Origin of the sequence: Nodosilinea sp. LEGE 07088 (assembly GCF_015207395.1) — a bacterium.
GTDB lineage: Bacteria > Cyanobacteriota > Cyanobacteriia > Phormidesmidales > Phormidesmidaceae > Nodosilinea.
In genome coordinates this window covers 1-2,642 of record NZ_JADEWX010000331.1, presented here as the reverse complement: position 1 = coordinate 2,642, position 2,642 = coordinate 1, and the positions used below count along the sequence as shown (strand labels likewise).

2 protein-coding genes are annotated in these 2,642 nt (G+C 40.1%); both read left to right on the top strand.

Annotated elements, in window-relative coordinates; translation table 11 throughout:
• A partial coding sequence (locus IQ254_RS30645) for a glycosyltransferase family 4 protein (RefSeq protein WP_228041251.1) occupies positions 1-1,272 on the top strand: 1,272 nt, incomplete at its 5' end.
• Positions 1,273-1,303: 31 nt separating this feature from the next.
• Positions 1,304-2,485, top strand: coding sequence for a glycosyltransferase family 4 protein (locus IQ254_RS30640; protein ID WP_193969913.1), 1,182 nt, complete (start codon positions 1,304-1,306; stop codon positions 2,483-2,485).
• The last annotated feature ends 157 nt before the right edge of the window (positions 2,486-2,642 follow it).

Here is a 2,642-nt window from a genome sequence, read left to right as displayed (position 1 = left end):
GCGTTAGATATGCACATCTTACATCTAAGTGAATCTGATGTTGATAATGGCGGGGCTCGGGCTGCTTATCGTTTGCATCAGGGATTACAATCGATTGGCTGCCATTCACAGATGTTAGTACGAGCTAAATTCAGTACTGATAGCACTGTCATCCGTGAAACATCATTCTTGACAAAGATATCTCCTCCCTTATCAGCGCTGCCCTTACGATTCTATCCCAAATACAAAGGCGGAATTTTCTCGTCTCAGTTAGTTCCAGATATTTTGGCTAAACGCGTCAAGCAGCATAATCCCGATATTGCTCATATTCATGCCATATGTAATGGTTACTTGAAAATTGAAACTCTAAAAAAAATTCGCCGACCCATAGTTTGGACACTGCATGATATGTGGCCATTCACAGGAGGATGCCACTACAGTGAAGGTTGCGAAAACTATAAGGTGTCTTGCGGCTCATGCTATCAGCTAGGAAGTAAAAACTCTTCCGATCTTTCTCATCGAGTTTGGAAGCGTAAGTTAAATTCTTGGAAAAACTTAAATCTGACCATAGTAGCTACAACGTCATGGATGGCTAACTGCGCACAGAATAGTTCTTTGTTCAAAAATATACCTATTGAAATTATTCCTCTAGGACTAGACACAGACAGATATAAACCATATAATCATCTTTTTGCTCGTGAAGTGCTAAATTTACCACGAGACAAAAAATTGGTTTTGTTTGGAGCAATTGGTGGAACAAGTGACCCACGTAAGGGATTTCACCTACTACAACCTGCATTGCAATCTCTGCGTGAGTCCAAATGGCAAGATCATATAGAGTTAGTCATTTTTGGTAACTCACAGCCTAAGGAAGTCATTGACTTAGGGTTTAAAGCACACTATGTAGGGAGGTTGAATGATGATATTTCTCTTGCGTTGGCCTATTCTGCCTCTGATGTAATGATTGCACCGTCTATACAAGAAGCGTTTGGGCAAACAGCTTCTGAAGCTCTTTCCTGTGGTACTCCGGTAGTTGCATTTAACGCAACTGGCTTAAAGGATGTAGTAGTTCATCAACAGACAGGTTATCTTGCGAAGCCATTTGAAATAGGAGATTTGGCAAAAGGAATTGAGTGGGTAATAGAAGATCAAGAACGCTACCAAAACCTTAAGCTTCAATCTCGGCAAAGAGCACTGCAAAAGTTTTCATCAAAAGTTCAGGCCTCTCGTTACGTATCCTTATATCGAAAAATTCTAGAAAAGGATGATATAAAAATTTTACATGTGAATTAAAAGATAGGCTATCTTGTTTTGGATTATTTCTATGAAAGTTAATAAAGATCTTAGGATTGCTTGGTTGTTGCCAGTGACTTGGTTTTATTGGCAACCAATGTTAAGTGAATTTTCCCGAATTTATCCTAGTACAATTGTGTTTACTGGGCTATTTTCTGGTTTTGCTAAAGGATTAGATAAAGCCTTTAAAGTAGAAGTAGTTGGCAAATTTCGTGTAGTAGAAATTAATCGAGATGAGCAAGGCTATGGTGATAATTTTACCTATCTCTCTTTTGGGATCATTGGTCATTTACTGAGGCTTAGGCCACAAGTCATATTTTCCAGTTCATTTGGAATTTGGACAATTCTAGCTATTCTTCTAAAGCCAATCTTATGGTCTAAAGTAGTTATTGCTTATGAGGGAAGTTCACCTGGAGTAGACTACCGCAACTCATTTCTACGGTTATTTATTCGACGATTAATGGTATTGAGCTCTGATGCTTATATCACCAATAGTCATGCGGGAAAAGAATATTTGATCAAAGTATTGAAAGCTCGTCAAGACAAAGTGTTTGTACAACCCTATGAAATTCCTGATGAGAGGACATTGCCAGGAGTAAGTGAGGTTAAGGGTAGCCTATCGTCTCTACTGCACCCAATTTTTCTGTTTGTGGGTCATGTAATTCCTCGCAAAGGCTTACCTCTATTATTAGAAGCTTGTGCATCTTTGCAGATGCGCGGTCATACTGACTATACATTGTTGGTTGTTGGTGATGGTTCCCAGACAAGTGAATTGCAAGCCTTTTGCCAAAAAAGTGGTTTGATAGATCGCATTATTTGGGTTGGACGAGTCAGTTATGACCAGATTGGCGGTTATTTCGAAGCAGCAGATGTTTTTGTTTTTCCCACTCTAGAAGATACGTGGGGAGTGGTGACTTTGGAGGCCATGCTCTTGGGCAAGCCAATTCTGTGCTCTAAAGGAGCAGGGACATCGGAGTTAATAGTGCATGGTGAAAATGGTTACGTTTTTTCGCCCGACGATTCTGATGGGTTAGCTAACTTAATGGAAACATTTTTAAATTATCCAGATAAGATCCAGAAAATGGGGGATAAGTCAAGAGAAATTATGGCAAGGTATACTCCTCAAGCAGCTGTCGAATGCTTAGCTGAAGTTACAGAGCTAGTACTTAATGGCAGAAACACATCTACCGTTCCAGATCGCTTTGCACCCTAGCTCAAATGGCTCTTCCGGATCCAGGGTGGTAATTGTATAATGAGTTACGTTTAGGGGGATTGACATCATGGACTTTCACCTAGATACGCTGCTTAATTTTCCTAATGCAACCGTCGAGCAGTGCATTCAGGAGGCCGGAGAGATATTTCTGACATTG